The sequence below is a fragment of the Roseivivax sediminis genome, from assembly GCF_900112685.1.
Classification (GTDB): Bacteria; Pseudomonadota; Alphaproteobacteria; order Rhodobacterales; family Rhodobacteraceae; genus Roseivivax; species Roseivivax sediminis.
Genome location: NZ_FOMS01000001.1, coordinates 433,463 through 459,422, shown reverse-complemented (window position 1 = coordinate 459,422; position 25,960 = coordinate 433,463). Strand labels below are relative to the sequence as shown.

At 64.8% G+C, this 25,960-nt stretch carries 28 protein-coding genes and 2 tRNA genes; 18 read left to right on the top strand and 12 right to left on the bottom strand.

Translation table 11 applies throughout. The features are described from left to right. Window positions 1-36 precede the first annotated feature (36 nt). Window positions 37-618 (top strand): thymidine kinase, encoded by a 582-nt coding sequence (locus F3H57_RS02300; protein WP_149754240.1) that lies wholly within the window; start codon window positions 37-39, stop codon window positions 616-618. 42 nt (window positions 619-660) lie between these two features. Here the strand turns inward: F3H57_RS02300 and F3H57_RS02295 are convergent, their stop codons facing one another. The 4 genes from F3H57_RS02295 to F3H57_RS02280 form a co-directional block, all read right to left on the bottom strand. After that, window positions 661-1,779 carry a beta-ketoacyl-ACP synthase III gene (locus F3H57_RS02295; RefSeq protein ID WP_149754239.1) on the bottom strand — a complete coding sequence of 373 codons (1,119 nt, stop codon included), beginning with the start codon at window positions 1,777-1,779 and terminating at the stop codon, window positions 661-663. Between the two features lie 145 nt (window positions 1,780-1,924). Beyond that, window positions 1,925-2,266: a tRNA-binding protein gene (locus F3H57_RS02290; RefSeq protein ID WP_149754238.1), complete on the bottom strand. Its 342-nt coding sequence runs from the start codon at window positions 2,264-2,266 to the stop codon at window positions 1,925-1,927. Then, complete coding sequence (proC, locus tag F3H57_RS02285) at window positions 2,256-3,074, bottom strand: pyrroline-5-carboxylate reductase (RefSeq protein WP_149754237.1); 819 nt, start codon at window positions 3,072-3,074, stop codon at window positions 2,256-2,258. Before proC ends, F3H57_RS02290 begins: the two co-directional genes overlap by 11 nt. Before the next feature lie 44 nt (window positions 3,075-3,118). After that, the gene (locus F3H57_RS02280) at window positions 3,119-3,619 is read right to left on the bottom strand and encodes a type III secretion system chaperone family protein (RefSeq protein ID WP_149754236.1); all 501 of its coding nucleotides are present in this window, start codon (window positions 3,617-3,619) and stop codon (window positions 3,119-3,121) included. A 338-nt stretch (window positions 3,620-3,957) separates the two neighbouring features. Here F3H57_RS02280 and F3H57_RS02275 point away from each other — a divergent pair, with 338 nt between their 5' ends. After that, complete coding sequence (locus F3H57_RS02275) at window positions 3,958-5,292, top strand: NAD(P)-dependent oxidoreductase (RefSeq protein ID WP_149754235.1); 1,335 nt, start codon at window positions 3,958-3,960, stop codon at window positions 5,290-5,292. An 83-nt stretch (window positions 5,293-5,375) separates the two neighbouring features. Next, window positions 5,376-6,683, top strand: coding sequence for an NAD-dependent dihydropyrimidine dehydrogenase subunit PreA (gene preA, locus F3H57_RS02270; RefSeq protein WP_149754234.1), 1,308 nt, complete (start codon window positions 5,376-5,378; stop codon window positions 6,681-6,683). A 67-nt stretch (window positions 6,684-6,750) separates the two neighbouring features. Here preA and F3H57_RS02265 read toward each other — a convergent pair whose 3' ends face one another. The 3 genes from F3H57_RS02265 to F3H57_RS02255 all read right to left on the bottom strand — a co-directional run bounded on the left by F3H57_RS02265 (window position 6,751) and on the right by F3H57_RS02255 (window position 8,303). Then, entirely contained in the window at window positions 6,751-7,005 is a 255-nt protein-coding gene (locus F3H57_RS02265; RefSeq protein WP_149754233.1) for a hypothetical protein, read from the bottom strand. 58 nt (window positions 7,006-7,063) lie between these two features. Next, on the bottom strand, window positions 7,064-7,570 hold the full coding sequence (locus tag F3H57_RS02260; protein WP_149754232.1) for a methanogen output domain 1-containing protein: 507 nt from the start codon (window positions 7,568-7,570) through the stop codon (window positions 7,064-7,066). A 67-nt stretch (window positions 7,571-7,637) separates the two neighbouring features. Next, entirely contained in the window at window positions 7,638-8,303 is a 666-nt protein-coding gene (locus F3H57_RS02255) for a TetR family transcriptional regulator C-terminal domain-containing protein (protein ID WP_149754231.1), read from the bottom strand. 183 nt (window positions 8,304-8,486) lie between these two features. Here F3H57_RS02255 and F3H57_RS02250 point away from each other — a divergent pair, with 183 nt between their 5' ends. From F3H57_RS02250 to F3H57_RS02200, 11 genes are all read left to right on the top strand, one after another. Then, a complete protein-coding gene (locus tag F3H57_RS02250) occupies window positions 8,487-9,761 on the top strand; it encodes a Zn-dependent hydrolase (RefSeq protein WP_149754230.1) in 1,275 nt (424 codons plus the stop codon). After that, window positions 9,758-10,006: a hypothetical protein gene (locus F3H57_RS02245; RefSeq protein WP_149754229.1), complete on the top strand. Its 249-nt coding sequence runs from the start codon at window positions 9,758-9,760 to the stop codon at window positions 10,004-10,006. The genes F3H57_RS02250 and F3H57_RS02245 overlap by 4 nt, the downstream gene beginning before the upstream one ends. A 79-nt stretch (window positions 10,007-10,085) precedes the next feature. Beyond that, window positions 10,086-11,546: a dihydropyrimidinase gene (gene hydA, locus F3H57_RS02240; RefSeq protein ID WP_149754228.1), complete on the top strand. Its 1,461-nt coding sequence runs from the start codon at window positions 10,086-10,088 to the stop codon at window positions 11,544-11,546. Further along, window positions 11,546-11,875 carry a hypothetical protein gene (locus tag F3H57_RS02235; RefSeq protein ID WP_149754227.1) on the top strand — a complete coding sequence of 110 codons (330 nt, stop codon included), beginning with the start codon at window positions 11,546-11,548 and terminating at the stop codon, window positions 11,873-11,875. Before hydA ends, F3H57_RS02235 begins: the two co-directional genes overlap by 1 nt. Before the next feature lie 112 nt (window positions 11,876-11,987). Next, the gene (locus F3H57_RS02230; RefSeq protein WP_149754226.1) at window positions 11,988-12,764 is read left to right on the top strand and encodes an ABC transporter ATP-binding protein; all 777 of its coding nucleotides are present in this window, start codon (window positions 11,988-11,990) and stop codon (window positions 12,762-12,764) included. 187 nt (window positions 12,765-12,951) lie between these two features. Next, entirely contained in the window at window positions 12,952-13,872 is a 921-nt protein-coding gene (locus F3H57_RS02225) for an ABC transporter permease (protein ID WP_223162928.1), read from the top strand. A 103-nt stretch (window positions 13,873-13,975) separates the two neighbouring features. Then, window positions 13,976-14,821, top strand: coding sequence for an ABC transporter permease (locus F3H57_RS02220; protein WP_149754224.1), 846 nt, complete (start codon window positions 13,976-13,978; stop codon window positions 14,819-14,821). Between the two features lie 40 nt (window positions 14,822-14,861). Beyond that, on the top strand, window positions 14,862-15,869 hold the full coding sequence (locus tag F3H57_RS02215; RefSeq protein ID WP_149754223.1) for an ABC transporter substrate-binding protein: 1,008 nt from the start codon (window positions 14,862-14,864) through the stop codon (window positions 15,867-15,869). A 308-nt stretch (window positions 15,870-16,177) separates the two neighbouring features. Next, window positions 16,178-18,145: a bifunctional 2',3'-cyclic-nucleotide 2'-phosphodiesterase/3'-nucleotidase gene (locus tag F3H57_RS02210; protein WP_149754222.1), complete on the top strand. Its 1,968-nt coding sequence runs from the start codon at window positions 16,178-16,180 to the stop codon at window positions 18,143-18,145. 217 nt (window positions 18,146-18,362) lie between these two features. Continuing rightward, window positions 18,363-18,447, top strand: a tRNA-Arg gene (locus tag F3H57_RS02205). A 44-nt stretch (window positions 18,448-18,491) separates the two neighbouring features. Then, window positions 18,492-18,568, top strand: a tRNA-Arg gene (locus tag F3H57_RS02200). A gap of 394 nt (window positions 18,569-18,962) precedes the next feature. Here F3H57_RS02200 and F3H57_RS02195 read toward each other — a convergent pair. After that, the gene (locus F3H57_RS02195; protein WP_149754221.1) at window positions 18,963-19,205 is read right to left on the bottom strand and encodes a hypothetical protein; all 243 of its coding nucleotides are present in this window, start codon (window positions 19,203-19,205) and stop codon (window positions 18,963-18,965) included. Window positions 19,206-19,524: 319 nt separating this feature from the next. On the opposite strand from F3H57_RS02195, the gene F3H57_RS02190 reads away from it, so the two are divergent. After that, complete coding sequence (locus F3H57_RS02190) at window positions 19,525-19,914, top strand: hypothetical protein (RefSeq protein WP_149754220.1); 390 nt, start codon at window positions 19,525-19,527, stop codon at window positions 19,912-19,914. A gap of 101 nt (window positions 19,915-20,015) precedes the next feature. On the opposite strand, the gene F3H57_RS02185 is transcribed toward F3H57_RS02190, so the two are convergent. From F3H57_RS02185 to F3H57_RS02170, 4 genes are read right to left on the bottom strand one after another with little or no spacing between them, the layout of a single operon-like run. Beyond that, complete coding sequence (locus F3H57_RS02185; RefSeq protein WP_149754219.1) at window positions 20,016-20,693, bottom strand: uracil-DNA glycosylase; 678 nt, start codon at window positions 20,691-20,693, stop codon at window positions 20,016-20,018. Next, entirely contained in the window at window positions 20,690-21,841 is a 1,152-nt protein-coding gene (locus F3H57_RS02180) for a nucleoside triphosphate pyrophosphohydrolase family protein (RefSeq protein ID WP_149754218.1), read from the bottom strand. Before F3H57_RS02180 ends, F3H57_RS02185 begins: the two co-directional genes overlap by 4 nt. Beyond that, entirely contained in the window at window positions 21,838-22,455 is a 618-nt protein-coding gene (locus tag F3H57_RS02175) for an Nmad2 family putative nucleotide modification protein (RefSeq protein ID WP_223162916.1), read from the bottom strand. Before F3H57_RS02175 ends, F3H57_RS02180 begins: the two co-directional genes overlap by 4 nt. 19 nt (window positions 22,456-22,474) lie before the next feature. Further along, on the bottom strand, window positions 22,475-22,948 hold the full coding sequence (locus tag F3H57_RS02170; RefSeq protein ID WP_149754216.1) for a TIR domain-containing protein: 474 nt from the start codon (window positions 22,946-22,948) through the stop codon (window positions 22,475-22,477). A 105-nt stretch (window positions 22,949-23,053) separates the two neighbouring features. Here F3H57_RS02170 and F3H57_RS02165 point away from each other — a divergent pair, with 105 nt between their 5' ends. The 3 genes from F3H57_RS02165 (at window position 23,054) to F3H57_RS02155 (ending at window position 25,923) form a co-directional block, all read left to right on the top strand. Next, window positions 23,054-24,307 carry a TIR domain-containing protein gene (locus F3H57_RS02165; RefSeq protein WP_149754215.1) on the top strand — a complete coding sequence of 418 codons (1,254 nt, stop codon included), beginning with the start codon at window positions 23,054-23,056 and terminating at the stop codon, window positions 24,305-24,307. 1 nt (window position 24,308) lies between these two features. Next, window positions 24,309-25,184, top strand: coding sequence for a hypothetical protein (locus F3H57_RS02160; protein WP_149754214.1), 876 nt, complete (start codon window positions 24,309-24,311; stop codon window positions 25,182-25,184). 424 nt (window positions 25,185-25,608) lie between these two features. After that, window positions 25,609-25,923, top strand: coding sequence for a helix-turn-helix transcriptional regulator (locus F3H57_RS02155; RefSeq protein WP_149754213.1), 315 nt, complete (start codon window positions 25,609-25,611; stop codon window positions 25,921-25,923). Window positions 25,924-25,960 lie beyond the last annotated feature (37 nt).

The window sequence follows — 25,960 nt, the reverse complement described above, 5'->3', positions numbered from 1 at the left end:
CTTGCCTTGCTCCACGGGCTGGGGCATCAGGCCGGCATGGCCCAGCTCTGCTTCCATTATTCCACGATGAACGCCGGAAAATCGACCCTGCTGTTGCAGGCGGCGCATAACTACGAGGAACGCGGGATGCGGGTGATGCTGCTGACGGCGGCGTTCGACAGGCGGGCGGGGCCGCGGCGCATCGGCTCCCGCATCGGGCTTGAGCGGGAGGCGGAGCCGTTCGACGCCGGCAGTGACCTCTTTGCCGCGATCGAGGCGCGGCACGCAGCCGATCCGCTGGCCTGCCTCTTCGTGGACGAGGCGCAGTTCCTGTCCGAGGCGCAGGTCTGGCAGCTGGCCCGGGTGGTCGACGATCTGGACCTGCAGGTGATGTGCTACGGTCTGCGGGTGGATTTTCGCGGCGCGCTGTTTCCGGGCTCTGCCGCCCTCCTGGCCTGGGCGGACTGGATGTGCGAGGTGCGGACGATCTGCTGGTGCGGCGCGAAGGCGACGATGGTGGTGCGCCGGGACGCCGCCGGTGCGGCGGCGCGCGAAGGCGACCAGGTGCAGATCGGCGGCAACGAGACCTATGTGAGCCTCTGCCGCAGGCATTGGCGAGAGGCGATGGGCGAGCGCTGAGCGGCGCCGCTCATCCGCCCTTGCGGGCGTCTTCGCATCCGGTCAGGCGCGCTCCACCAGCACCGAACCCACCGAATAGCCGGCGCCGAAGGAGCAGATCACGCCGCGGTCGCCCGGGGCGAGGTCGCCGGAGTTCTGCGCGAAGGCGATGATCGAGCCGGCCGAGGAGGTGTTGGCGTAGTCCTGCAGGATGTTCGGCTGCTCCGCCGCGGTGGGCGTGCGGCCGAGGACCTTCTTGCCGATGAAGTCGTTCATCGCCTTGTTGGCCTGGTGCAGCCAGAGCCGCTTGAGGTCATCCCTTGTCCAGCCGGCCTGGTCCAGGTGGCCGGCGATATGCGCGGAGACCAGCGGCAGCACTTCCTTGAAGACCTTGCGGCCGTTCTGCATGAAGCGCATGTCGCGGCGGTCCTCCATCTGGTCGTGCACCGGGCGCAGGAAGCCGTGATTGTTGCGGATGTTGTTGGAATACTGCGTCGCGCAGCGGGTCGAGTGGATGTCGAACCGGGCGCCCCGCGCCTCGTCGGACGGTTCGATCACCACGGCGGTGGCGACGTCGCCGAAGATGAAGTGGCAGTCGCGGTCGCGCCATTCCAGGTGGCCCGAGCAGATCTCGGGGCTGACCACCAGCGCGCGGCGTGCGGAGCCGCCGCGGATCATGTCCGCCGCCGCCTGGATGCCGAAGGTCGCCGAGGAGCAGGCGACGTTCATGTCGAAGGCGAAGCCGCCGGCGCCCAGGAGCTGCTGTATCTCGATGGCGATGGCGGGGTAGGGGCGTTCGTGGTTCGAGGCGGCGCAGATCACCAGGTCGATCTCCGCGGCCTCGCGTCCGGCATCGGCGAGCGCCGTGCGGGCCGCGTCGAGCGCCATTTCCGCCATGATCGACGGCGCCTCGTCGGGGCGCGGGTCGAGCCGGGGATACATCCGGTCGGGGTCGAGCACGCCCGCCTTGTCGAGCACATGGCGCCGTTCGATGCCGGAGGCCTGGAGGATGAAATCCGAGCTCGAGAGCGGCTTGGCGGCGACGGTGCCGGCCTCGATCTCCTCGGCGTGCGCGGCGTTGAACCGCTCCGCATAGGCGTTGAAGGCGACGACGAGCTCGTCGTTGGTGATCGTCTGAGCGGGCGTGAAGACGCCGGTGCCGGTAATCGCGGGGCGGGTCATGGCTCTCCTCCGGGGCGTTGGCGGGACATGGGCGGTCCGGGCGGGCGGGTCAAGCGCTTCCGCTGCGCGCGCGTCCGCGTTTCGCCGGCGAGGGGCCTGCCCCTCGCGCTCCCCGGAGTATTTCGAACGAGAAGAAGGGGCGGGCTCAGTGCATCCGGGCGCCGTTCGGGACCTCTCGGTCGGGGGCGATGAGGACGATGGTGCCTTCGGTATCCGAGGCGCCGAGGACGAGAACCTCCGAGCGGATCGGGCCGATCTGGCGGGGCGGGAAGTTGACGACGGCCATCACCTGCCGGCCGACAAGCGACTCGGGCGTGTAATGCGTGGTGATCTGGGCCGAGGATTTCTTCTCGCCGATCTCGGGGCCGAAATCTATCCAGAGCTTGATCGCCGGCTTCCGGGCCTCGGGGAAGGGTTCGGCGCGCAGGATCGTGCCGGCTCGGATGTCGACCTTCAGGAAGTCGTCGAAGGCGATCTCATCCGTCACGGCCAAGCTCCCGCGAGCGCCTCGCGGCGGCGGCGACCGTGTCGTGCATGAGGCGGCGCAGGCCCGTTTCTTCGTCCATCAGCACGTCGAGCCCGGCCTGTGTCGTGCCGTTCGGGCTGGTGACGTTGCGGCGCAGCTCGGCCGGGTCCGTGCCGGTTTCCTGGGCCAGCGCGCCCGCGCCGGCGACGGTGGCGCGTGCCAGCCGGAGCGCGAGCTCCGAGGGCAGGCCCTCGGCCTCGGCCGCGGCGGCGAGCGCCTCGATCATGTGGAAGACATAGGCCGGGCCGGAGCCGGAGGTGCCGGTGACCGCGTCCATCTGGTCCTCGGTGTCGAGGCGCACGGTCTCCCCCACCGCCGAGAGCAGGAGTTCGGCCTGTTGCATATGCATTTCGGTCGTCTGGTCATTGCCGACCAGCGCGGTGATGCCGCGGCCGATGGCCGCCGGCGTGTTCGGCATGGCACGCACGATCGGCGTCTGCCGCCCGAGCAGCGCCTCGAACGTGGCGATGGAGATGCCGGCCGCGACCGACACGAAAAGCGTGCGGCCGCCCGCCAGCGTGGTCAGCGTGGGCAGCGCGTCGCGCATCATCTGCGGTTTCACGGCCACGAGGGCGATGGCCGGATCGACGGGCAGATCGCCGTCGAGATGCACGTCCTGCGCCTGCAGCCAGTCGGAGGGATGCGGATCCAGCGCCCAGACGGCCTCCGCGGGCAGGCCGCGGGAGAGCCAGCCCTCGAGCATGGCCGAGCCCATCCTGCCGCAGCCCAGCAGCAGAAGGCCGCGGCGGGCGATGTCGGTGTCCTGCATGAATGATGTCTCCCCGGCTCGCGTTCGATCACCGGGGGACAGGTTTACGCGCGGCCGTAGGCCTCTGCAATGGCGACCTGCAGGGCGGCCTTCGGGGTCTGGTCGCTCCAGGCGATGAGCTGGAAGGCCGGGTAGTAACGCTCGGCCGAGAGGATCGCGGCGGCGATCATCGTGTCGATCTGGTCGGGGCTGGCCACCTGGCCGCCGGCGAGCACCAGGCCGTAGCGGTAGACCATGAGCGATTGTTCCGCCCAGTATGAGAACGCGCCGGCCCAGCACTGGTCGTTGACGCGGTTTAGCCCTTCGTAGAGCGCGCCCATGCGCTCCTCGGGCGGCTCCATCTCGAAGGTGCAGATCAGGCGCAGCGTCTCGTCGTAGCCCGACCAGGCGAGGGTGATCGAGTAGGTGCGCCACTGCCCCTCCACCGCCATGGCGATCTGGTCGTCGCCCACGCGGTCGAAATCCCAGTCGTTGTGCTCGGCCAGGTGCTGGGTGATGTCGATCGGGTGGATGTCGTCTTCCAGGAACTGCTCGGACAATGCCATGGCGCCAACCTCTGCTGTTGTCGCGCCCGGGGCTGGCAGCGCCCCCAAGCGCTTGGTGCCTGCTCTAGGGCAAGCGATCTGACGCGCCGCCCTTACCACATATCGTGCCTGTGTCCGAAGCTGAGTGTAAAGCGATATTTTCGTGACTCAGGCATTAAGTTGTGGATGGCGAGGCGGCGTGCCCAAGATGCGGCGTCCCGGCATGTCGGGCTCCGCGCGATGAATTTCTGTGCGCCGGGCACGCGAACTCCGGACCGCATCGGCAAAACGGAATTTTACCGTTTGATAAAAAATCCGATCGTGGCAGTCTTCGACGACATCAAGAGCCGGAGGACGTCATGGCCGACCCGCTGACCCCAGGCATTGCGCCAGCCCGCCTGTCGCCCCAGGAGATCGCGTCGAATTTCGAGGACCTGCATGCGCCGCTGTCGCCGCACGAGGCGGCCGTGGCGGCGGATCGCTGCTACTTCTGCCATGATGCGCCCTGCGTGGAGGCGTGCCCGACGGACATCGACATACCGCTCTTCATCCGGCAGATCGCGACCGGGCAGCCGGAGGCGGCGGGGCGCACGATCCTTGAGGCGAACATCCTCGGCGGCATGTGCGCGCGAGTCTGCCCGACCGAGGATCTGTGCGAGGGCGCCTGCGTGCGCGAGACCGCCGAGGGCAAGCCGGTGGAGATCGGGCGGCTGCAGCGCCACGCCACCGACAGCGTGATGGCCCGGCAGGGGCACCCGTTCGATCGTGCGGCGCCGACCGGCAAGCGGATCGCGGTGGTCGGCGCGGGTCCGGCGGGGCTCGCCTGCGCGCACGGGCTGGCGCGGCGCGGCCACGACGTGACGGTCTATGAGGCGCGGCCGAAGCCCGGCGGGCTCAACGAATACGGCATCGCCGCCTACAAGTCGGTGGACGATTTCGCGGCGCGCGAGGTTGCCTGGCTGGCCGAGATCGGCGGAATCACCTTCGATTACGGCCGGGCGCTCGGCCGCGACCTGACGCTGGAGGGGCTGGCGGCGGAGTTCGACGCGGTTTTCCTCGGCGTCGGGCTGGGCGACGTGAACAGGCTCGACGTGGAGGGGGCAGATCGGGAGGGCGTCGACGACGCGGTCGGCTTCATCGCGGAGCTTCGCCAGGCCTCCGACCTGTCGACCCTTCCTGTGGGGCGCAACGTGGTGGTGATCGGCGGCGGCATGACGGCGATCGACGTGGCGGTGCAGTCCAAGCTTCTGGGCGCCGAGAACGTCACCATCGCCTACCGGCGGTCGCAGGACCGCATGGGCGCCTCACGCTACGAGCAGGACCTCGCGGCGACGCGCGGGGTGCGGATCGTCTGCAACGCGCAGCCCAAGGCGATCCACGGCAACGGCGCCGCGGCGGAGATCGAGCTGGAATACACCGCGGAGGACGGGGACGGGGGCCTGCGCGGCACCGGCGAGACGATGCGCCTGCCGGCCGACCAGGTGTTCCGCGCCATCGGCCAGACGTTCGTGCCGGCACCTGGGCTGGAGATGCAGGGCCGCAAACTGAAGGTCACGGGCGCCGGGCGCACGTCCATGGCGAAGGTCTGGGCCGGCGGCGACTGCACGCCCGGCGAGGACCTGACTGTGGTCGCGGTGGCCGAGGGGCGCGACGCGGCGGCGGACATTCACGCCGCGCTGGACACGGACGGATAGCGGTGCGGGGTGGGCAGATGGCCCACCCTAGGCGGCGCCGGGAAGAGCCGGGACGATCCGGCGGCAACAGGGAGATCAGCGGCATGGCCAATCTCGAGACCGACTTCGTGGGCATCAAGAGCCCCAATCCGTTCTGGCTCGCCTCGGCGCCGCCGACGGACAAGGAATACAACGTCCGCCGTGCCTTCGAGGCAGGCTGGGGCGGTGTGGTGTGGAAGACGCTGGGGTCCGAGGGTCCGCCGGTGGTGAACGTGAACGGGCCGCGCTACGGGGCGATTCATGGCGCCGACCGGCGGCTTCTGGGGCTCAACAATATCGAGTTGATCACCGACCGGCCGCTGGAGACCAACCTCGAGGAGATGGCGCGGGTGAAGGCCGACTGGCCCGACCGGGCGCTGATCGCCTCGATCATGGTGCCCTGCGAGGAGGCGGCGTGGAAGGCGATCCTGCCGCGCGTGGCGGAGACGGGCGCGGACGGGATCGAGCTCAACTTCGGCTGCCCGCACGGGATGAGCGAGCGCGGCATGGGCTCGGCCGTCGGGCAGGTGCCGGAATACATCGAGATGGTCACGCGCTGGTGCAAGCAGTACTACGACCGGCCGGTGATCGTGAAGCTCACGCCCAACATCACCGATATCCGCAAGCCGGCGGCGGCGGCGCGGAACGGCGGGGCGGACGCGGTGTCGCTGATCAACACGATCAACTCGATCACCTCGGTGAACCTCGACACGATGTCGCCGGAGCCGTCGATCGACGGCAAGGGATCGCATGGCGGCTATTGCGGGCCCGCGGTCAAGCCCATCGCGCTGTCGATGGTCTCCGAGATCGCCCGCGACGAGGTCACGCGCGGGCTGCCGATCTCCGGGATCGGCGGGGTGACGACGTGGCGCGACGCGGCGGAGTTCATATCGCTCGGCTGCGGCAATGTGCAGGTCTGCACGGCGGCGATGACCTACGGGTTCCGGATCGTGGAGGAGATGAAGCGCGGGTTGTCGGCATGGATGGACGAGAAGGGGCATGCCTCGGTCGCCGACGTGGTCGGCCGCGCGGTGCCGAACGTGACCGACTGGCAGTATCTCAATCTCAACTACGTCACCAAGGCGCGCATCGACCAGGAGGCCTGCATCAAGTGCGGGCGCTGTTACGCGGCCTGCGAGGACACCTCCCACCAGGCCATCGCTATGAAGCCGGGACGGGTGTTCGAGGTGATCGACGCAGAATGCGTGGCCTGCAACCTCTGCGTCGATGTCTGCCCGGTCGAGGAGTGCATCACGATGGTGGAACTGGCGTCGGGCAGCGTCGATCCGCGCACCGGGCGTACGGTCGAGGACGCATATGCCAACTGGACCACGCACCCCAACAATCCGGCCGCGGTAACGGCGGCGGAGTAGGGCGGGTACGGATTTTAAGGCAAGGATCCGGGCACAATCTTGGGCCAATATTGTGCCGGCGCCCGGCTCAGAGGTGGACCTGCATCCGGCCGGCATTGCAGATCACCACGAACTGGCCGCCGCTTTCGACGAGGTGGAAGCCCCGCTCCGCGACCGCCTCGATGAAGCGGTCGCGGCCAACCATCCGCTCCACGTCCCGCACGGCGCGGCGCACCACGCCGCCGCGGTCTACCGCCTTGGCGGCGAAAAGCTGTTGAAGCCATTGCTCCCGGCCCGGGCCGGGACGCGCCGTGGGGGCGGTGGATATAAGGATCTGTGCCATCCAGCGGATCGTCACCCGATCGGGTTAATGGATGGTAAACCGCCGGAGCGGCGGCGGGTCAGCCGTGATATTCGAAGCCCGCGTCGCCGGGACTGAGATGCACGAGCACGCGGCAGCCAGGATCGCCCCGGGCGATGGCTTCGTCGATCTCAACCCGCGCATAGCCTAGATTGTCCGCCGCGAGGCGGCCGAACACGCTGGAGGTCATCATGCAAAGCGACCTCCGTCCGTTCACGTAGCGACCGAAGGGGCAGGCGGTGTTCACCAGCACGATGCAATCCTCTTCGATGCTCTCGACCGAGAAGCCGCCGTTGATCCGCCTCTTGAGGTCCACGAGCGCGGCGGCCACCTGGTCTACGGACAGCTTGCCGTTCCCGGCGGCGCCAACATATTCGCAGTTCATCTCCGAGCCGATCCTGTCGCCCACACGGGCAATGTACGATGCGGTCTGTTCAAGCCCGACGCCGCTTTCCAGCAGCGTGGCCAATTCGCTCAGGAGTTCGCGCACGAACACGTCGCGGTCGCGCGTGATGGGCGCATCCTCGAAAGTCGCAACAGCCTGCATGATCGTTACCTTTGTGACCCAGTAGCCACTGCTATCGCAGAGAAGTTAACGGTGTATAGAAGAATCATCAATCGGGGGCGCCGGTCTGCGCCGCGTCACCGGCGGGGGCCAGAAGCCGCCGAAAGAGCGTGTCGACATGCGCCGTCGCCCGTGCCCGGGCGCCGTCAGGTTCGGGCGTGAGCGCGGCGACCTGGGCCTCGAAATCGGCGTAATGCTGCGTGACCGCCCAGATCGAGTAGATCAGGTGCTCGGGATCGACCGGCGCGATCAGGCCCGCCGCGCTCCAGCCCCGGATCAGCGCGCATTTCTCCACGAAGAGCGGCGCGAGCGCGCTGTCCAGATGCGGCGCCATACGCGGCGCGCCCTGCAGGATCTCCCCGGCGAAGAGCCGGCTTTCGCGCGGCATCTCGAAACTCATCTCGAGTTTGCGGTGCACGTAGTCCATGAGCGCCGAAAGCGGATCGGCGCTGGCGTCCAGCGCGTCAAGCGGCGCGAGCCATTCGGCCATCAGGGCGTTCAGCAGCGTCACATGGATCGCGTCCTTGCTGTCGAAATAATACAGGACGTTGGGCTTGGACATGCCCGCCTGCGCGGCGATCTGGTCGAGCGTCGCGCCGCGAAAGCCGTGCTGGGAGAAGACGTCGAGGGCAGCGTCGAGAATGCGCCGGCGGTTGCGTGTCTGGATGCGGCTCCGGGGCCGGTCCGCCAGCGCTCGGGAGCCGTCCTCGGCCATGGTGATCCTTCCCGTGATGAGATACGCGGCACTATGCCCATTCGCCGGGCGCCGGTGCGCCGGAGGGGCCGAACGGTCGCTTGACAGGCTGGCACCCGGTTGCAATCGTCGCTTTACCAATTGGTAAAAAACCTGCGGCGGCGCGGTCAAGCGTGCCGGCGCCGCGACAGACGGGGATGTGACATGACGGCATCGGGGCCAGCGACAGGGCCAGCACCGGGTGAGAACCTCAGGATCGACGGCGATCGTCTCTGGGAGACGATCATGGAGATGGCCCGGATCGGGCCGGGCGTGGCCGGCGGCAACAACCGCCAGACGCTGACGGACGCCGACGCCGAAGGGCGCGCGCTGTTCCAGTCTTGGTGCGAGGCGGCGGGTTGCACCATGGGGCTCGACGCGCTGGGCAACATGTTCGCGCAGCGCGACGGCACCGATCCCGACGCGTTGCCTGTCTATGTCGGCAGCCATCTCGACACCCAGCCGACCGGCGGCAAGTACGACGGCGTGCTGGGCGTTCTCGGCGGGCTGGAGGTCGTGCGCACGCTCAACGATCTCGGCGTGAAGACCCGGCATCCGATCGTGGTGACCAACTGGACCAACGAGGAAGGCACGCGGTTCGCCCCGGCGATGCTGGCCTCCGGCGTCTTCGCCGGCGTGCACGAGCAGGACTGGGCCGAGGCGCGCGAGGATGCCGAGGGCAAGCGCTTCGGCGAGGAGCTCGACCGGATCGGCTGGCGCGGCGACGAGCCGGTGGGCGCGCGCAAGATGCACGCCTTCTTCGAGCTGCATATCGAACAGGGCCCGATCCTGGAGGCCGAGGGCAAGGATATCGGCGTGGTCACGCACGGCCAGGGCCTGTGGTGGCTGCAGGTGACGCTGACCGGCAAGGATGCGCATACCGGATCCACGCCGATGGAGATGCGGGTGAATGCCGGGCTCGGCATGGCCCGCATCACCGAGGCGGTGCACAGGATCGCCATGGACCATCTGCCCGACGCGGTGGGCGCGGTGGGGCAGGCCAATGTCTACCCCAATTCGCGCAACGTGATCCCCGGCAAGGCGGTGTTCACCGTCGATTTCCGTTCGCCCGATCTCGACAAGCTCAATTCGATGCGGGCGCGGCTGGAGGACGAGGCGGCGGTTATCGCGAAGGATCTGGGCCTCGGGATCGAGATCGAGCCGGTGGGCCATTTCGATCCGGTGACCTTCGATCCCGGCTGTGTCGGAGCCGTGCGGGATGCGGCGGAACGGCTGGGTTATTCGCATCGCGACATCGTCTCCGGCGCAGGCCACGACGCGTGCTGGATCAACCAGGTGGCGCCGACGGCCATGGTCATGTGCCCCTGCGTGGACGGGCTGTCGCACAACGAGGCCGAGGAGATCAGCAAGGATTGGGCCACGGCCGGTGCGGACGTGCTGATGCACGCGGTGGTCGAGACGGCGGAGATCGTCTCGTGAGGCAGCTCGCGGCCGCGCTTGCGCTTGCCCTCGCGGCGGGCTGTTCCGTCTCGGGCGGCGGCGGTGCGGGCGCCGAGACCGGCATCCGCCAGGTCGGTGGCACCACGCTGGTCTCGGACACCGAGGGCGCGACGCTGATGATCGACGAGAACGGCTGCCAGTCGGTGATGGCCGAAGGCGCGCGCGTGGCCGAGCCGGTACGCGACGCCGACGGCAACCCGGTCTGCGTCGGCGTCGGCGAATGACCGGGGAGTTCCCGGTCGGCACAGGACGAAGAGATGCGCGGCGACCGCCAGACCGCGCCACAGATCACGGGGAGAGACCATGACCAAGGTCATCAAGAACGGCACCATCGTCACCGCCGACCGCACCTGGAAGGCGGATATCCTGATCGAGGGGGAGACGATCAAGGAGATCGGCGCGGACCTCAAGGGCGACGAGGTGATCGACGCGGAAGGCGCCTATGTCATTCCCGGCGGCATCGACCCGCACACCCACATGGAAATGCCGTTCATGGGCACCACGGCCGCCGAGACCTTCGAGACCGGGACCTGGGCGGCGGCTTGCGGCGGCACAACCATGACCATCGATTTCGTGCTGCCGGGCGCGGACGGCTCGATCAAGAACGCCATCAACGAGTGGCACCGCAAGTCGGGGCCGCAGATCTGCTCGGACATCGGGTTTCACTGCGCGGTGACCGGCTGGAACGAGACAATTTTCAACGAGATGAAGGACGCCGTGGACATGGGCGTCAACTCGTTCAAGCACTTCATGGCCTACAAGGGCGCGCTGATGATCGAGGACGACGAGATGTTCGCCTCCTTCAAGCGCTGCAAGGAGCTCGGCGCGCTGCCGATGGTGCACGCCGAGAACGGCGATCTCGTCGCGGACATGCAGCAGCAGATGCTCGAGCAGGGCATCACCGGCCCCGAGGGTCACGCCTATTCGCGCCCACCCGAGTTCGAGGGCGAGGCCGCCAACCGCGCGATCACCATCGCCGACGCCGCGGGCGTGCCGCTCTATATCGTGCACGTGAGCTGCGAGCAGGCACACGAGGCGATCCGCCGCGCCCGCCAGAAGGGAATGCGCGTCTACGGCGAGCCGCTGGCGCAGTTCCTGACGCTCGACGAGAGCGAGTATTTCAACAAGGACTGGGACCATGCCGCGCGCCGGGTTATGTCGCCCCCGTTCCGGTCGAAGGAGCACCAGGACGGGCTCTGGGCCGGTCTGGCGGCCGGCTCGCTCCAGGTCGTCGCGACCGATCATGCCGCCTTCTCGACCGAACAGAAGCGTATGGGGCTCAAGGACTTCACCAAGATCCCGAACGGCTCCAACGGCCTCGAAGAGCGGCTCGGCGTGCTCTGGACCAGGGGGGTGGAGACCGGGCGGCTGACGATGAACGAGTTTGTCGCCGTGACCTCCTCGAACGTCGCCAAGATCCTCAACATCTACCCCCGGAAGGGTGCCATCGTGGAGGGGGCGGATGCCGACATCGTCGTGTGGGACCCGTCGATCAAGAAGACGATCAGCGCCTCGAACCACCATTCGATCCTCGATTACAACGTGTTCGAGGGCTTCGAGGTGGTCGCGCAGCCGCGCTACACGATCTCCCGCGGAGAGGTGATCTGGGCCTGGGGTCAGAACTCGCAGCCGCAGCCCGGCCGCGGCAAATATGTACCCCGCCCGGCCTTTCCCTCGGCGCACACGGCGCTGTCGAAGTGGAAGGCCCTGACCGCGCCCAAGCAGATCCACCGCGATCCGATGAACATTCCGGCGGGGGTGTGATGCGCGCGCTCGCGGTGCTGGCGGTGCTCTGCGCGGCGACGACGGCGCAGGCGCAGGCCGCCCTCGGCACCGAGGCGGGCTGTGCGCATGTGGACGGCGCCGGGTCCGAGGCCGAGGACCGTATCGCCATCCTGCCCGGACACCTCGCCTGGCGCGATGCGACATGCCAGATCGCGGGGATCCAGACCGGCACACTCATGGCGTCCTGCGCCGGACAGGACGGCAGGTTCGACCTCGTCCTCGGCATCGCGAAATCCCCGGACGGCGAGGGGATCGTGCTCACCATGCCGGACGGTGCGACCGAGGAGGTACTCTACCCGTGCGAGTGAGACAAAGACGGCGGAGGGCGGCGATCCTCCGGAGCGCGGCGCCGGGGGACGTGTCGCGCCATGTGCGGCAAGCGGCCGGCCTCAGCTCCGGCACAGGCGGTGGGAGGCACGCATGACACCCGTCGTCTCGGCCCATGCGCTCGATCTCACCTTCCAGACCACCGATGGTGCGGTCCACGCGCTGAAGGACGTGAGCCTCGACATCGGCGCGGGAGAGTTCGTGTCCTTCATCGGCCCGTCGGGCTGCGGCAAGACCACGTTCCTGCGCTGCGTCGCGGGGCTTGAGACGCCCACCGGCGGCACCCTGGCGGTGAACGGCATGAGCGCCGACGCGGCGCGCCGCGCGCGCGCCTACGGCTACGTGTTCCAGGCGGCGGGCCTCTATCCCTGGCGCACGATCGGCGGCAACATCCGGCTGCCACTGGAGATCATGGGCTTTTCCGAGGACGAAAAGGCGCGCCGGGTGCGCGAGACGCTGGAACTGGTGGACCTCGCCGGGTTCGAAAAGAAGTACCCCTGGCAGCTCTCGGGCGGCATGCAGCAGCGCGCCTCCATCGCGCGCGCGCTCAGCTTCGACGCGGGGATCCTCTTGATGGACGAACCCTTCGGCGCGCTCGACGAGATCGTCCGCGACCGGCTGAACGAGGAACTGCTGGCGCTCTGGGCACGAACCGGCAAGACGATGCTCTTCGTGACCCACTCGATCCCCGAAGCGGTTTACCTGTCGACCAAGATCGTGGTGATGAGCCCGCGCCCGGGCCGGATCTCGGACGTGATCGAGAGCCCGCTGCCGAAGGAACGCCCGCTCGACATCCGCGACAGCCGGGAGTTCATCGAGATCGCCCACCGCGTCCGAGAAGGCCTGCGCGCGGGCATGGAGGCGGCATGACAAGGCGCCCACGTTCGGAAAGCAGGCGGTCCCCCTGCTTCTTCTCGTTCCAAATACTCCCGCCGGAGGCGTCCGTCCGCGACGCCCGCGCCTCCGTCGGAGGGGGCGCATGACCCGGGCCGCCCCCATCGCGGCGCAGGGCGCCGGTGTCGGCCGGTCGGGGCGCGTGGCGCTCCGGGCGAAGGGCATGGCGCACACGCTCCTGCCCGTGATGACCGTCCTCGCGGCGATCCTGGCGCTGTGGTACCTCGCCTGCATCCCGATGAACGCCGGCCAGTCGGTGCTGACCGCGGCGCGTGCGGATGTCGCCGTTTCGCCCGAAAGCGCCTCCGACCGGCGCGGAATGAGCGGGCTGGCGCTGGCTCTGCGCAATCCGGGCGTGGCCGTCGCCGGCGCCTACGGACAGGACCGCGCCCGCCTGCCGGCGCCGCACCAGGTGGCCGCCGAGCTCTGGGCCGGCACCGTCGGCGAGCCGGTAAGCTCGAACCGCTCGCTCATCTGGCATGGCTGGGTGACGATGTCGGCGACGCTGCTGGGCTTCGTCTTCGGCACCGCACTCGGCGTGCTGCTGGCCATCGGGATCGTGCACAGCCGGGTGATGGACATGAGCGTGATGCCATGGGCCATCGTCAGCCAGACCGTGCCGATCATCGCCATCGCGCCGATGATCATCGTCGTGCTGTATTCCGTGGGCATCCAGGGGATCGTGCCGAAGGCCGTCATCTCGGCCTACCTGTCGTTCTTTCCGGTCGTCGTCGGCATGGTGACGGGCCTGCGCAGCCCCGGTTCGATGCAGCTCGACCTTCTGGCGACCTACGGCGCGTCGCGGCTGCAGGTCCTGACCAAGCTGCGGCTGCCCGCGTCGATGCCGTATCTCTTCGCGTCGCTGAAGATCGGCATCGCCGCCTCGCTCATCGGCGCCATCGTCGGAGAGCTGCCGACCGGTGCATCGGCGGGGCTCGGCGCGCGTCTGCTGGCGGGAAGCTACTACGGCCAGACCGAGCAGATCTGGGCGGCGCTCTTCGCCGCGGCGATCCTCGCGGCTTTGTCGGTCGGCCTCCTCGGGGCGCTCGAACGCGCCCTCCTCGGCCGGATGGGGATGCGCTGATGCGGGCGGCGCGGGCAACGGGCCGGGGAGGGGGGCTGCGCGCCCCCCGCTGCCTGCGGCAGCCCCCCGCGGAGTATTTGGGACGAGAAGAAGGAGGGGCGGCGTGGGGCTGGTGATGCTGGCGCTCCTGCTCTGGGCCCTGGGCTGGGCAGCGAACGCGGCGCTCGCGAACGGGCCGGCGCGGGGCACGGCGGCGGCGCGGCTGGCGGTGCCGCTGATCTTCGGCGCGACGCTTCTGGGCATGTGGGAGCTGGTCGTGCGCGGGCTCGAGGTGCCGCTGGTGATCCTGCCTGCGCCGAGCGTCATCGCCGAGACCTTCGCGGCGCGAACCGGCACGCTGTGGGAGGATTTCGTGCAGACCTTCCTCAAGGGCGCGCTGTCGGGCTACGCGATCGGGTGCGTTGCCGCCTTCGCGGTGGCGATCGTCGCCGATCGGTTCGATTTCCTGCGCCGGGGGCTTCTGCCGGTGGGCAACTTCATGGCGGCGCTGCCGATCGTCGGCACCGCGCCGATCCTGGTGATGTGGTTCGGCTTCGACTGGGAATCGAAGGCCGCCGTGGTCGTGGTGATGGTGTTCTTCCCGATGCTGGTGAACACCGTCGCGGGGCTGGCCGATACCGGCGCGATGCAGCGCGACCTGATGCGCACCTACGGGGCGAGCTACCTGCAGACGCTGGTCAAGCTGCGCCTGCCGGCGGCGATGCCGTTCGTCTTCAACGGGCTCAAGATCTCCACCACGCTGGCGCTGATCGGTGCCATCGTTGCCGAGTTCTTCGGCTCGCCGATCCGCGGGGTGGGGTTTCGCATCTCCACCTCCGTGGGTCAGCTTGCGCTCGACATGGTCTGGGCGGAGATTGCGGTGGCGGCGCTGGCGGGGACGCTGTTTTACGGCGCCATCGCCGCCATCGAGAAACGGGTCACGTTCTGGCACCCGTCGCACCGGTCCTGAGAGACCGGGCGCGAAGCCGGGACCCACAAGGAGGTACGACATGAAGACCAAGATCATCGCCGGGGCGCTGACGCTCGGCCTCGCGCTGCCGGCGGCGGCGCAGGATATGGACGAGGTGGTGCTGCAGCTCAAATGGGTCACGCAGGCGCAGTTCGCCGGCTATTACGTGGCCGAGGACCAGGGCTTTTACGAGGACGAGAACCTCGACGTGACGATCAAGCCGGGCGGGCCGGACATTGCGCCCGAGCAGGTCATCGCCGGCGGCGGCGCCGACGTCATCGTCACCTGGATGGCCGCGGGGCTCGCGGCGCGCGAGCGGGGCGTGCCGCTCGTCAACATCGCCCAGCCCTTCGCCACCGGCGGTCTGCAGCTCACCTGCCTCAAGGAGACCGGCGTCGAAAGCCCCGAGGACTTCCCGGGACGCACGCTGGGGGTCTGGTTCTTCGGCAACGAGTACCCGTTCTACGCCTGGATGGCGCAACTCGGCATCGACACGGACGGGGCGGACGAGGACGGGGTGACGGTGCTCAAGCAGGCGTTCAACGTCGACCCGCTGCTGCAGGGGCAGGCGGACTGCATCTCCACCATGACCTACAACGAGTACGGCCAGATCCTCGACGCCGGCTACACCGAGGAGGAGCTGGTGAACTTCAACTATCTGGAGGAAGGCGTCGGGATGCTGGAGGACGGCCTCTACGTGCTCGAGGAGGATCTCGAGGACGAGGCGTTCCGCGACAGGATGGAGCGCTTCGTCCGCGCCTCCATGAAGGGCTGGAAATGGGCCGAGGAGAACCCCGAGGAGGCCGCGCAGATCGTCGTCGACAACGACATGACCGGAGCGCAGACGCTCGACCACCAGGTCTACATGATGGGTGAGGTCGCCAAGCTGACCGAAGGGTCGGACGGCTCGCTCGACGAGGCGGACTACCGGCAGACGGTGGAGACGCTCCTTTCCGCGATCTCGGAGGAGAACCCGGCGATCACCGAGGAGCCCGAGGGCGCCTGGACGCACGACATCACCGACGAGGCGCTCGGCGGGGAATCGTGATCGCGGGCCGGCGCGGCGGCGGTGCCGCGCCGGTGCGCAGCGCCCGGGGAGGGGCGCTGCCCCTCTTGGCCGCAGAGCGGCCAATTCACCCCGGAGTATTTACCGGCCCAAAGAAGCGGGGGAGAGTTGCGGGGCGGGGTCACGCGCTCGGGATCGGTAAGCGATGCCGCAGCGGCTGCGCACACCTCAGCGCGGCAGGCCATCCGCGAAACGGCCGGTGCGTCTGCCGGCGAGCTGGCGTAGAATGTAGCGCGACTGTCACAGATCCCGCCGACATTGAGCGCATCCCCCGTCACAGGAGCCGAGCCATGCCGTCCATCGATCGCCGCACCTTTCTGACCAGCACCGCGGGCGCCGCCGCGCTGACGGTGTTGCATCCGTTCTCGGCCCGCGCGCAGGCCGGGCAGGTGCATCTGCGCCTGATGGAGACCACGGACCTGCACGTGCATGTCCATCCCTACGACTACTACGCCGACCGCCCCTCGGACACGGTGGGGCTCGCGCGGACCGCCGCGCATGTCGCCGCGATCCGTGCCGAGGCGACGAACTCGATGCTGCTCGACAACGGCGATTTCCTGCAGGGCAACCCGATGGGCGATTACATCGCCTATGAGCGGGGGATGAGGGAGGGGGACATGCACCCGGTCGTCACCGCGATGAACACGATGAACTTCGACGCCTCGACGCTGGGCAACCACGAGTTCAACTACGGGCTCGACTTCCTGATGAAATCGCTCGCCGGGGCGGATTTCCCGGTCGTTTCCGCCAATGTCGTCAAGGAGATGGCTGCGAGCCCCACCGCCGACACGATGCTGGTGCAGCCCTACGTGATCCTCGAGCGACAGGTCACCGACGGCGCCGGCGAGGCGCATCCGATCCGTGTCGGCATCATCGGCTTCGTGCCGCCGCAGATCATGAACTGGGACCGCCAGCACCTGGAGGGCCGTGTGCAGACCCGCGACATCGTCGCCGCGGCGCGCGCCTGGGTGCCGCAGATGCGCGAGGAAGGCGCGGACATCGTCATTGCGCTGTCGCATTCCGGCATTGGCGCGCCCCGGCACGAGGAAGGGATGGAGAATGCCTCCGTGCCTCTCGCGGGGGTGGACGGGATCGACGGGCTGATGACCGGGCATTCGCACCTCGTCTTCCCGTCGCCGGATTACGAGGGCTTTGCCGGTACCGACATCTCGGCCGGCACGATCCGTGGCAAGCCGGCGGTTATGGGCGGGTTCTGGGGCAGCCATCTCGGCGTGATCGACCTCATGCTGGAACGGGATGGCGGCGGCTGGCGAGTCGCCACGACCGATGTCGCGACCCGGCCGATCTACGAGCGGGGCGAGGACCGCTCCGTCACCCCGGTAGTGGAGAGCGACGAGGCGGTGCTCGCCTCGGTCGCCGAGGCGCACGAGGCGACGCTGGCCTATGTGCGCCGCGCGGTGGGCCAGACCGAGGCGCCGCTCTATTCCTACTTCGCGTTGGTCGCGGACGACCCGTCGGTGCAGATCGTGTCGAACGCGCAGAGCTGGTACATCGCGGAGATGATGAAGGGGACGGCGCACGAGGGGCTGCCGATCCTCTCCGCGGCGGCGCCGTTCAAGGCCGGCGGGCGCGGCGGGCCGGATTACTACACCGATGTCGCGGCGGGCGATATCGCGATCAAGAACGTGGCCGACCTCTACCTCTATCCCAACACCGTGCGGGCGGTGAAGATCACCGGCGTCGACGTGCGCGAATGGCTGGAGCGTTCGGCCGGCATGTTCAACCGGATCGAGCCGGGCGCGACCGACGCGACGCTTCTGAACCTCGACTTCCCGTCCTACAATTTCGACGTGATCGACGGCGTGGAGTATCAGATCGACCTGTCGCAGCCGGCGCGCTACGATGCCGACGGCAACGTGGCGCACGAGAACGCGCGGCGCATCGTCAACCTCACATTCGAGGGCGCGCCCGTGGGCGAGGCGCAGGAATTCATCGTCGCCACCAACAATTACCGCGCGGGCGGCGGCGGGAATTTCCCCGGCGCGTCGCCCGAGACGACGGTCTTCGAGGCGCCGGACACCAACCGCGACGTCATCGTGCGCTACATCGTCGATCGCGGCACGATTTCCCCGGTCGCGGACGGCAACTGGCGCTTCGCCCCGATGGAGGACACCACCGTCCTGTTCGACACGGGGCCCGCGGCGGCACGGTATGTCGCCGATGTGAAGGGCGTCGAGATCGAGGAGACCGGCGCCGAGACCGAAGCCGGTTTCGCCCGCTACCGCATCCGGCTCTGAGATCCGGGCGCCGCGCGAGTGTTGCGGTGCGGAGCGAGGGCCGCCATCGATACGCCATCGGCCCGAGCGACAATGGGGCGGCGCCCCTCGTGCCCGCCAGGATTTACCCGGCCAGGTGAAGGCAGGGACGCCCGCCCCGGGCGCTGATCGGGGACGTCCTTGCGGCAGTCGATTTGACCGAGACATCACGCGGCGGCTTTGCTAGGACGCTGGGCGAGGCCCCGTGGCTCAACTGGATAGAGCAGCCCCCTCCTAAGGGGCAGGTCAAGAGGCTTTGGAGCCTTGATTTGTTGGGGTCGCCAAGTCTACGAGTGAACGCGAACCGTTCATGCGAACAGTGTTGAACGGCCCTGTGGCTCAACTGGATAGAGCAGTCCCCTCCTAAGGGACAGGTTGCAGGTTCGAATCCTGCCAGGGTCGCCAAACACTCATGACTCTATGCCCCGGAAAGATAGAACTTTTCCAGTGCCTTCGATGTTGGTCTGAGGGGGGGAGAGAAAGGTTCGTCCGCCCTTGCGTCTGGACGGAAAAATTGCCGCGAATTCCCTTTCGGTGCGAAGTGATTTTTCCGTCTCATGGATGCAGAAACACCCGCGGTCGCCTAACCGTTTGCGGTTCCCGAGATACTATGGAGCCTTGGGAGCCAGGCGCACTTCTGGACGCTGCCACGAAGGCTGAACCAGAGATTTATCGGTCGCGGCGCAAGGAGGTCGACGGTGACCAAACTTCCTTACAGCGCGGAGCTTCAGCAGAGCGTCCCCTTTTTCTTCGCCAGATTCTGATTTGGCCAAACTCCTTTCCGATGAAAAAAGGAAGTTCATGCATGTACCCACAGGATCCCCGCCCTGAACATCTGGGATGGGTCGAGACCGCGCTTCGGGTGGCGAACCCCGACCTGCCGCATCTTCGGATCACCGCCCAATCGCATTTCGGCCCGTACAAACACATCGCCTTCGTCGCAATTCATGGCTTGAGCGATGACCGCGTTCTGCGCCAGCGACTCCGCACCGAAGCTGACAACCTTCTTCGCGAGCTCGGCTACACCGTAGAGCTTGAGCACGGGCGAGACGTCTATGATGTAGCGCCGAGCCGGCCGGCCTCGGCTCACGATGAAATTCGGATGCTGAGGTGCCTACGCGCCGCTTGCGGCGCGCCTCGCGCATGACGCTACCCTTGGGGAGCAGACTTTTTATTTCGTTCATTGCGCGACTGGCCAATATCCCACTCGAGTAAAGGGAAAGGAAAGAACAAAAGCCTCCTACAATCAGGTCTAACACCCGGAATTATTGACGGTCGTGGCGGCAGAATCGCTGTCGTTCTTTCCCGGAAGCGGCCATTGGGCACGATTGCCCCCGGACCACATAATCTGGAGGTTCATCATGAACTCTATTATTCTTACCCATGTCGCCGCGTCTGACCAAGGCGAATTCATTCTGGACGCCGCACTGGATCGCCTCGGTGCATGGCTCGACGTCGAGATGGGGTCCCTCGAGGAGCTGCTCGAGATTTCTGGCTGTGGAGATGCCAAAGAAGACATCACAGTTCTCCGAGGGCTACATCTCGAGGCGGCCTCCACGCCGACGGACACTCGCCGAATGCTCAAACGTGCTCAAGTATCGCTCGAACGCCTGACGGAATATGTGTGGACCATCTCGCCGGATGCCGTGGTCGACGCGCGCGCTCCGACGGATTTAGATGCTTGGCTGCGGTGGTCCGGAGCCCGGCTTCAGGATACCGTAGTCACAATATCTCGTGCGCTCGAGTGCTGAAGTCGGACAAGGGCCCCGGAAATTTCCGGGGCTCTTTCTATTTTGTGGAGTGGTTACGTTTTCTGGATAAGAGCGCGGTTTCGCGAGAGCTTGGGGCGAAGTTACAATTCTTGGTCGAACAGATTTGGCTGTCCAGCAGCTATTTGCGTAGCATAAAGTGACTGCATGGTAGTCAGAAATTCGGCCTGACCGCCGTAGCTGGGATGCCTTGCCTTACACACAGTACGCTCAGAAAAAACACCGGACAGAATGTTGTGGGCGTCGTTGCCAATGGCGACTATCCGTTTCGGTTGCAAATATTCGACGATTTGGATCAGAATCTCGGCTCCTGCCCTGCGCTCCTTGGCATTGTGCGCGCGGTTGGAGAACGGATTGCCCCCGATGAAGGGGTGAAGGGGAAACACATTCCAGAGGAAGACCGGTGCGCTGACGCGCAATAGGATGTCCCAGATCGCGGTAGCGGTCCGTTCCGCGACCGGTTTTCCGTAGGTTGGCCGCTCCACATCCAACCCCCAACGCTCCAAGTGATCGGAAAAATGCACGTCATCAGTCAGCGCTAAACCCGTCCGCCGCCCTCCCCGATATCCGAGGTCACGTCCAACCCAGATCGAATCCAGATCGGTCTTGGATGCTCGATCCAGCATTTCTGCAAGATAGTGCCGCCTCAAATCGGGCGCATCTTTCGTATCATAGATAGGGCAGCGATCGAAATACGGATTAAACGTGTTCTCAAACTGAATGTCTTCCAGCGCCCGGATGATCTTTTGTGTCCCTGTCATGCACCTTGATTCCCGGCGAATTTGTAGCGCAATGTGCGTTGATCGCGATTGCCGACGATGATGCCGCCATTGTTCTTTCGGACTTCGCGAAACACTTCGTAGCCTTGCAGGATAGCGTGCTCCCACAGGTGTAGCGGGCAGGCCTCCACCTCGTATCCGCGCACAAAGTTTCTCACTGCCTTCAGAAGATCGAAGGACACCGTCTTTTGGTCCTCGAAGAAGTTAACAGATTTTGCGTAGGAGAAAATGTAGGCCGACAGTCCTTCATCAATGACAATTGCACGCCCGCTGTCCTGAGCCTCATCGACGTCCTTCCGGCTCTTGCGTTTATGTTTGATCAGCGCCCTGAAAGTCGGCGACCAGTGTAGGATCGCCGAATTGGCAAAATGAAAGACATCGTGAAAGCGATATCCGTCCTCGTCGGCGATATTATCCGAAAGTGGGTCACCTATAAAGACGCCATTCCACCGCAGATAACTTCGGCCATCGGCTCGCTGTGAAATTTCAATCTCGAAAGTGCGCGGCAGTTGTTCCTCGATGGGGAAGTCGGCATCAAAATCCGGTAGCTCATCAGGATCCGGCGTGATGAAGCGACCACAAGCTTTGGCCATGTTGTTCGTCAAAACGGCCGAAAACGAGACGCCGGCGGCTTGTACGGCCTCGATATAGACTTGGACGAAGTTGAGCACCTTGTCCTTGGCTGTATCATCAGCAACGTCGATGCGCAGAAGCCTGGATGTCTGCTCACCTAACCGCAGCAGGACAGAGTCCAGGGGCGCGATATCTTTGGTGGTCATGACCTGGGCAACCGGATGCGCGGGATCAGCGTTCGCCGCGATGCTGACTGCGTAGCCGCTCCCGCCCAAAACCTGTGCAAACATATCCGAGAGCTTCACGTCCAAGCGCCTGCAAAGCGCGGCAACATACCAGAGCGTATCGCCGAGTTCTTCCTCGACATCGCGCTGAAAACCTGTGAACGCGGATTTTTCCCTGTGAAGCTTCTTCGAAGTGCTCATCACGCTACCGACTTCACCAAACAGCCCCAGCAGGATCGGCGTTACCTCCGAGTGTGCAAAGCGGTCCGTGGGTGCGATGGCTTGCTCGTATTCGGATAGCAGAACATGCGGACTGGCTGGTGATCCGCTCATTGTGCTGCTCTCTTTCTCGCGGCTTCCACCATGTCGAACGGCCTGCCCTGGTATCCCCGGACGCCGAGTTCATCGAACCAAGTCTCGAACATCTCTATCGCTCCGACATCTGTTACTTTATGTTCGCCTATACCTGAGTGAATGAGTCCTGCTGATTTTAGATAGCCAGGAAGCTCGGGGCCTTCTGCACCAAAGTAGACGAATTTCTGCGAAATAAGCACACGGTCAACTGACGTATCTTTCCTGGTATGATCTGCGCGCTGGGTTCCATCTTGGTTGCTATGGTAGGAATTCAGTTGGAGCCAACCTTCACCATCTGGACAGTAGATATTGTCGCCGCATGCCATGCGATAGCTTCCGAAGAGATTTGGTTTTTTCTTGGAAAATCTTGGGTCATGCCAGTATTCTGAGAATGTCAAATCTTCTTCGACACACATAGCGTGAACTAAGAATCCACCGCGGCGGACTCCTTTCCTGTCGCTCCCGGTGCCGATAATCCAATCTCCGATCGAAGCGTGTTTCCTGATCTTTGGTTTACAAGTGGCCAACGTGCAGAAACCATTGAACGGGTTTGGAGCAAACCCGCTGTCATAGGCGACCACGTAACTATACATTTTTGGCATCTGGCCCTCGCTAACAGGGATGTCGGCGAATAGACCGGGGCTCGACCGGTGTGCCGTCCGGTGCTTCAAACTGCTCATAATCCCCATTCACAGCGTCAATAATCCTGTCTGCGTTCCATCCGACAACCGCATGTCCGTATTCGTCGAGCGCTTCGGGAACCTCGCATCCGTTGGCTCCGCGCTCCCACACGCCGACAATAGTTTTGTCTTGCTTGTGCGCGCGCTCGATTTCCCAGTTTACCCATTCGCTGTTCTTGGTTTCCGGAGAGATATAGACGATCATTGTGCTGGCCCAATCGATACGGGGCGCAAGTATCTGAGTTTTAATGTAATCCGGTGACTTGGCGTTATTTGGACGATCCGAATTTATCGAACTGTCGCGCACATCCATGCCCTTGTTCTTGAGCAGGTCTTTAAGGTCGGTCAGGCCCTTGTCGTCCTTATGGACATGGCTGATAAATACATTTTTGGTCTTGTTGCTCATCGGTGCTATCGTCCCGTCTGACCATATACTGTGTCTCGCCTTGTAGGCTACACCATATAGGCACAAAGTGCGAGCCTCGATCGTCTTGGAGTGGAAAGGAGTTAGATGTTACCACCCATCCTTGAAATCTTCGTAATCTGGCATCCGGACGACCAGCAAGGCGCGGGGCTCGCTGAGACAATCTTCGATCACTTCATGAAGGGGACAACCTTCTCCGGTGTGATCGGCGGCGGAGTGCAGGTCTCCTTGCGAAGCGCGGGGTGGGAAGGTCAGGACGACGCGCCCAGGCCCATCTATGCAGAGGGCCATACGTCGCCGAACGGCATCCGTCCCGCGAGCTTCGTGGCTATCGTTCCCTTGCTCGGCATTGAAATGGCGGCGTGCGTCGAGGCCGAAAACACGCAATGGCACGCCTATGTAAAGGCCATTCAGGACTTGCACCAGGCATCGCCTGAACGTGTCGGCGTGTTCCCCTACGCAATGGATTCTGGTGCTACGCGCGGGACAAAGCTTCAAGACATCCTGGGGGCATACCAGTTCGTAGCGGCGGGTAATCCCGACGGCAGGGGCGAAGACGTCGAGAGCATGCTTTGCCGGGACCTGACGCAGGGCATCACGCAGATGATTTCCCCTGACGAGATGGACCGACTGACAGCATTTATCAGCCATACCAAGCGGCACAGCCTGGGCGAAGGTCAAGATGTCGATGACCTTGTCGATTTGGTGCGTGAGGTTATCCGGAATACGCGCCTGAACGAGTTCTTCGATGCCAATGACTTGCAACCAGGCACCGACTGGGACCAAGAACTCCGAGATAAGTCCGGTGCAAGCGCAATGCTTGCGCTGCGGACGGATCTGTATTCCAGCCGGGAATGGTGTCAGCGTGAGGTGGTTATCGCCAAGACACATGGTATGCCTGTGATCATGATGGACGCGATCGGCGTTGGAGAGGAGCGCGGCTCGTTCTTGATGGACCATGTCCCCCGGATCGCTCTCAGAAAAATGGAAGGGCGCTGGCGACGGCAAGACGTTTATCGCGCCCTCAATCTACTGGTTGATGAATGTCTGAAGCGCGCGCTCTGGATACACCAGAAAGATCTCTCGCATGAGCGCCCTGAACTCGATGTTGCGTGGTGGGCACCACATGCGCCGGAACCGCTGACCTTGTCACGCTGGATCGATTCCTATCTGGAACAGAACGGCGACGACGCCAGTGACGAAGCTATTCGGATTCTGCATCCTGATCCGCCGCTGGGACCCGAGGAGCGAAATGTGTTAATGAACTACGCGCGGACGACCCGCCTTGGACGGGAGATTGATATCATGACCCCGCGCCAGCTTGCGACGAGAGGGGGGTAGGATGGCCGCAGAACAGCGCAGGACCGAGCTGCTCCCGGCGAACGCGCTGAGCGGCAAACAACTTGGCTTGTCCGTATCCGACAGTCCCGACCTCGACCGGTTGGGGCTGCTGGATACGCATTTTCGTATGACGCTCGGAGAGCTGGCACGCACGGTGATCATCGCGGGTGGCTCGCTGTATTATGGCGGGCATCTTCAGCCCGGCGGCATCACAAATTTCCTTATAGAAGAGTTACATCGTTATGGGCGGCGCGACCGCCCCCTCAAGGTTTGTCTTGCATGGACGGTTCATCGGGCAATGACACCAGAGCAGATAGCCGAGCAAAAAGAACTGCTGGGGCTGTTCGGGGAGATACATTTTCTCTCGCGTGACGGGGACAGGCTCGACGGCCCAGTTGATGAACCGGTAATCAATGATCCACCAGCCGAAGAGCGCGCCCGCTCTCTGTCGGCCTTGCGGGCTTATATAACGAGCGGCACAAGTGCCCGCATAGTAATCGGCGGCAAGCGCGCCGGGTTTCAAGGAGTTATGCCAGGCATCCTCGAAGAGGTAATGTTTGCTCTGGAACGTAGGCAGCCTCTCTATTTGGCTGGAGGATTCGGCGGCGCGACCTTGGACGTTATTCGACATTTGCGACCTGAATACGCTGAGTGGTTTCCTTTGGCGCGGGATGCACCTCCTCCCGACGAACGGCTTGTCCACGGCCTCGCGAAAATCGCAGATGTTGTAGCTGCTACGAGTTGGGACGGTTTCGAGAACGGGTTGAGCGAAGATGAAAACCTTCTTCTGGCTGCTTCTTACCGCCCGAGCGAAATAGCCGGTCTGGTTGGCAAGGGAATGGGGCACATGCTGCCGTCAATCGAAGGCCGAGAATAGCTCGTTTTGCCTCCCTTAACCCAAGCGAGCGGAGGGCCTTGGCTCTGGTTTCAACGAATCTTGGAGGTATGATTGTATAGGCGATCTGGCGGCGTGGATCTCGCCGACCAAGGGTCAATCAGCGGTTCTTGGGCGACGCGCTCGACCTCCACAGCTCTCGAAGCAGCCGGCGCTTTTAGTCACCGCCACGAAACTCCATAAACACAATAAGCACCAGCGCGTGCGGATGCTCAACCAGGGGATATTAGCGACTTTCCACCATTCAGAAGAAAAAATACTATAAAAAACATGACGCTATGAGGTTGCGATCTTAGTGGTGTACATTATCTTAGCAACACATCTAAGCTCGATGGCGCGGCCGAGCCGCACTCCTTGAACGGGTCCGAGTGCCCGAAGAAAGTCACCAGCCTTCAAGGAGTCACAAATGAGTTTTCATCCACGTCAAGCCGCCGGTGGTGTGCCGCGTCTTTCCGTTAAGGATCTGGAAGAGATCGGCGCGATGATAGAGGCGAGTGTAGCTCAGTTGCTCGAGATCATCGGGTCGGTCGAGCCAAATGAGCGCCCTGAATACCTTACCACACAAGAAGTAGCTAAAATAACAAAATACAAGAAGGCTACGCTGGAGGCTTTTCGGGCAAAGCGCCAAGGCCCTCCATTCTATCGCCAAGGTTTCAACGTCCGCTATAGAGAGGATGAGGTCCGCGAGTGGATGGAGCGTGACCGGGAAGCCGGGCGTTAGTCGCGCGTTCGCTCGTGTGGAAGGTCTGAGTTCCTTC